Raw genomic sequence first — 4,600 nt, 5'->3', positions numbered from 1 at the left:
GGTCTGGGCAATATTGGCAAGCCCATGTGTGCCACCCTGATTAAAAATGGTGCCAGCGCTGGTCTTAAGGTGAGCGTTTACGACGTTATGCCAAACCCTGTGGCGGAAATGGTGGCACTGGGCGCTACAGCCGCTGCGTCGGTCAGGGACGTGGCCGAACGCTGTGACCTGATTGGCGTCTGCGTGCGTGACGACAAGGATGTGGAGTCTCTGCTATACGGCGATGAGGGACTGTTTGCCCGTGGTCGCGAAGGCTCGGTCATCGCCATACACAGCACGGTGCTGCGCACGAACCTGCTGCGCTGGGCAAAAGATGCGCAAGCCCATTCCATGTCAGTCATCGATGCGCCAATCACCGGGGGCGCGGCCGGCGCAGCCGACGGCACGCTCTGTATCATGGTCGGTGCGACTGAAGCTGCCCTGGAAAAGGCCATGCCCATGTTTGAGCCAACGTCAAAGCGCGTGGTTCGCGGCGGTGATGTCGGTGCGGGAATTGTATTGAAACTCGCGAATAACCTGATCACCTATGCTGCGTTTACGGCCGTCAGTGAGGGCGTGGCGTTGATTAAAAAAGCGGGATTGAGTCCCGACGATTTATACGCGGTTGGTGATGTAAATGGGGTTATCACACCCTCGGCGAAGCAGTTTATTACCGGTAGGGAGGGGCTCCTCGCCGGGTGCACAGAAGAACAGATGCAAGAGTTTTTTGGGCCGTTTGCAGGGCTGGGGGAAAAAGACCTGGATCATGCGCTGGCACTGTGTGAGGAGCTGGATCTGGAGCTTCCCGCAACCAAAACAGTTCGTAAGCATATTCGTCAGACCTTTCTGAAAGGTCAATCCTGACGCGGTGCGGTTAATGATAAAACACTACTACAAGTAAGAATAAGGACGACAGAGCATGTCTCAACCATCTTTTGGCGAACAGCGTCTCTACATTAACGGCGAACTTGTTGATGCCGAACAAGGGCGCGTATACGAGAACATTAATCCGGCCACTGAAGAGATTATCGGCGTTGCTGCTGATGCCAGCCTAAAAGACGCAGACGCAGCGCTCGCTTCAGCGCGCACAGCCTTTGATCATACCGACTGGGCCAGTAATCACGCACTGCGATTGAAAGTGTTGCGTCGCTTTGTTGAGGTTATGCGGGAAAATATTGAAGAATTACGGCAGGCTTCTCAACGCGAAGTGGGAGCTACCCGGTGTTTCGCTCTTGGGCCTCAGTGCGACGGCCCGATATCCATGGCCAGTTGGCCACTGGATTTTCTCGAAGGTTTCCAGTGGGAGCGGGAAATCGGTGAGTACGAGGTGATGGGTGTCAGAAGTAAACGCCTAGTCTGGAAGGAAGCTGCGGGTGTAGTCGCCGCGATTACGCCGTGGAATTTTCCGATTCAGATCAATCTGGCGAAGTGTATGCCGGCTCTGGCGGCAGGCTGCACAGTAGTACTGAAGGCCGCGCCCGATACGCCCTGGACCTCAACGCTACTGGGGCGCTACGCAAAAGAAGCCGGTCTGCCGGCCGGGGTTTTTAATGTGCTGACGGCGTCTGATCCCGCCGAGATCGGTAATTTTCTCACAACAGACTCGCGTGTGGATCTGGTTTCCTTTACAGGCTCCACGGCTGTCGGCAAACACATCATGAAAAATGCGGCTGATACCGTAAAACGGGTGTTTCTGGAGCTGGGCGGCAAGTCAGCCATGGTGATTCTAGACGACGCCGATCTGGCCAGTTCACTATTTGGTGTATTTTCCATTGGCGCCAACGCGGGCCAGGGTTGCGCCATTACAACGCGCCTGCTGATTCCGAAAACGAAGCAGGCTGAGGTGGAAGAAATTCTGAAGTCGTATATGGGTATGCTGGCGTACGGGGATCCCGAGAGTGAGTCGGAAATGATGGGGCCACTGATTAACGCGAAGCAGCGCGCGCGGGTTCTGGCCTATATTGAAAAAGGCAAGGAAGAGGGGGCTCGCCTACTCATTGGTGGCGGCCGTCCGGCACACCTGGAAAAAGGCTACTACGTAGAGCCCACAGTGTTTGTCGATGTGGATAACAGCATGACCATTGCTCAGGAAGAAATCTTTGGCCCGGTGTTGGCAGTTATCGCCTATGACGATGAAGCTGATGCGCTGCGCATTGCCAACGATTCACCCTACGGTTTGTCGGGCGCGGTGTATTCGGCCAGTGAAGAGCGCGCACTAAATTTTGCCCGCCAGGTACGTACCGGTACCATGAACGTAAACGGCGGCAACTTTCTTGGGCCAGACGCGCCCTTCGGTGGTTACAAGCAAAGTGGTGTCGGTCGCGAAATGGGGCCGGAAGGCTTCGAAGAATATCTGGAAACAAAAACGGTGGCGATTGCGGTATGAGTCAGAGTATTGCAGACCATGTATATGTGGTAACCGGTGCCTCACGCGGCTTTGGTCTGGCGATAGCCAGAGATCTGGTGAGCCGAGGGGCCAAAGTGGGTTTGCTGGCGCGGGATGAAAACAGGCTGGCTGAAGCGGTCGCTGAGTTGGGCGAAAGCAACGCCAGGGCGTTTTCCGCCGATGTGACCGACTCGGCTGCCACAGGCGAGGCGGTTCGGGCGGTCGCCGCCCACTTTGGTCGGCTTGACGGGCTGGTGAATAACGCCGGCGTGGCCAAGCCTGGTCTGGTTGAAAAATACTCAGATGAGGAGATCCGGGCCCAGCTGGATATCAATATCGCCGGTGTCATCTACGCCTGTCGCGCGGCCATTCCGCTTTTGGAAGCGTCGGACAATCCGCGTATTGTCAATATCAGTTCTGCCAGCGCCTACCACCAGGACGAAATGCTGGGTCTTTCACTTTACGCCGCCAGCAAGGCCGCTGTGGAGCGTCTAACGCGCGACCTGCGTCGTGAGATGCAGGAGAAAAACATCGGTGTCACCCTGCTGCGACCGGGGGCGGCGGCCACCGAGTTTGCCTCAGGTTGGGACTTTGACAAGCTCAAGGACGGCTTTGACCTGTGGCACAAGCGCTGTGGCCCCTATATGGATACGGGCATGGACGTGGAGCATGTGGCCGAAGCCGTGGCTTTCTGCGTGGGGATGGACCCCGGAGTGTCAGTAGACGAGCTGGAAATTCGACCGAATCGTTTGATGGAGAAATTTACGCTCTGACCGCATTCCTGCTGGCTAGCTGACGCGCAGGCGAACGGATGCTCCTGTTCGTCTGTGTGGCAGGGCGGCTATCTTCACCGCCCCCCTTGAAATCGTGATCTTGGCCCCCATATCCCTCTTAATTCGACTTTTCTCCAATAACATCGATTGAGGGCCCCCATGTCTGCTACTGCTGAAAAGGAAACCATGGGCTTCCAGACGGAAGCGAAACAACTCCTGAAACTGATGATCCATTCCTTGTACAGCAACAAGGAAATCTTCATGAGAGAGCTGATCTCCAACGCTTCGGATGCGGCCGACAAGCTGCGCTTTGAGTCGCTTGAAGAACCTGCGCTGCTGGAAGAAGACCCGGATCTGAAGATTACGGTAGTCGCCAACAAAGATGCCAAGACCATCACCATTACCGACAACGGTATTGGTATGTCGAAAGATGAGGTGATTAAGAATCTGGGCACCATAGCCCGTTCAGGTACCGCCGAGTACCTGAAAAACCTCACCGGAGACAAAAAGAAGGATGCTCAGCTGATTGGTCAGTTCGGTGTCGGCTTCTATTCGGCCTTTATCGTGGCCGACAGGGTGGAGGTGTTTACCCGTCGAGCAGGTTTGCCAGCCAGTGAGGCTGTGCACTGGGAGTCCACGGGTGAAGCCGACTTTTCGATCGAGCCTGTAGAGCGTACCGAGCGCGGTACCCAGGTGGTGTTGCACCTGCGCGATGACTCGCTGGATTTTGCCGACGACTGGCGCGTGCGGTCTGTGATCAAGAAGTACTCAGACCATATCTCCTTGCCGGTGATGATGTACAAGGCGCAGAGCGAAGAAGAGAGTGCCGAAGGTGCACTGCCTGAGCTTGAGGCCATTAACGCGGCGACCGCGCTGTGGGTGCGCAATCGCAGCGAGGTGCAGGACGAAGAGTATATCGAGTTTTACAAGCACATCTCTCACGATTTCAATGAGCCTCTGACCTGGAGCCACAATCGCGTGGAAGGCAAGCTGGAGTATTCCAGCCTGCTGTATATTCCGGAAAAAGCGCCTTTTGATATGTGGAATCGCGATGCCAATCGCGGTGTGAAGCTGTATGTGCAGCGTACCTTTATCATGGACGAAGCTGAGCAGTTCCTGCCGCTTTACCTGCGATTTGTCAAAGGCGTGGTGGACTCCAATGACCTGTCGCTGAACGTGTCGCGGGAAATTCTTCAGAAAGACCCGAATGTCGATTCCATGAAAGCCGCGTTGACTAAGCGCGTGCTTGATATGCTGGAAAAGCTGGCCAAAAAAGAGCCAGAGAAATACCAGACCTTCTGGAAAACCTTTGGCCAGGTATTGAAAGAGGGGCCGGCAGAAGATTTCACCAACCGCGAAAAAATTGCCAAGTTGCTGCGTTTCGCTACTACCCACGACAATAAGGCCGAGCAGACCCACGCGCTGGACGACTACATTGCCCGCATGAAAGAAGGTCAGAAAG

The 4,600-nt window shown here is 55.3% G+C and carries 4 protein-coding genes; all 4 read left to right on the top strand.

The window, feature by feature from the left end:
• On the top strand, positions 1-843 hold an 843-nt coding region (locus ABYP39_RS17520), incomplete at its 5' end, for an NAD(P)-dependent oxidoreductase (protein ID WP_372783879.1).
• Between the two features lie 55 nt (positions 844-898).
• Positions 899-2,365 (top strand): aldehyde dehydrogenase family protein, encoded by a 1,467-nt coding sequence (locus ABYP39_RS17515; protein WP_372763847.1) that lies wholly within the window; start codon positions 899-901, stop codon positions 2,363-2,365.
• Positions 2,362-3,138 carry an SDR family oxidoreductase gene (locus tag ABYP39_RS17510; RefSeq protein ID WP_372747960.1) on the top strand — a complete coding sequence of 259 codons (777 nt, stop codon included), beginning with the start codon at positions 2,362-2,364 and terminating at the stop codon, positions 3,136-3,138. Before ABYP39_RS17515 ends, ABYP39_RS17510 begins: the two co-directional genes overlap by 4 nt.
• A 159-nt stretch (positions 3,139-3,297) precedes the next feature.
• Positions 3,298-4,600: molecular chaperone HtpG (gene htpG, locus ABYP39_RS17505; RefSeq protein ID WP_372783877.1), on the top strand; the 1,303-nt coding region annotated here is incomplete at its 3' end.

Source organism: Litorivivens sp., from assembly GCF_041625495.1.
Taxonomy (GTDB): domain Bacteria; phylum Pseudomonadota; class Gammaproteobacteria; order Pseudomonadales; family Spongiibacteraceae; genus Litorivivens.
This window is presented reverse-complemented; position numbering and strand designations above follow the sequence as displayed.

Coding starts and splice junctions, on each gene's coding strand:
- ABYP39_RS17510 (WP_372747960.1), top strand. CDS start 2,362: ATGAGTCAGAGTATTGCAGACCATGTATATGTGGTAACCGGTGCCTCA.
- ABYP39_RS17515 (WP_372763847.1), top strand. CDS start 899: ATGTCTCAACCATCTTTTGGCGAACAGCGTCTCTACATTAACGGCGAA.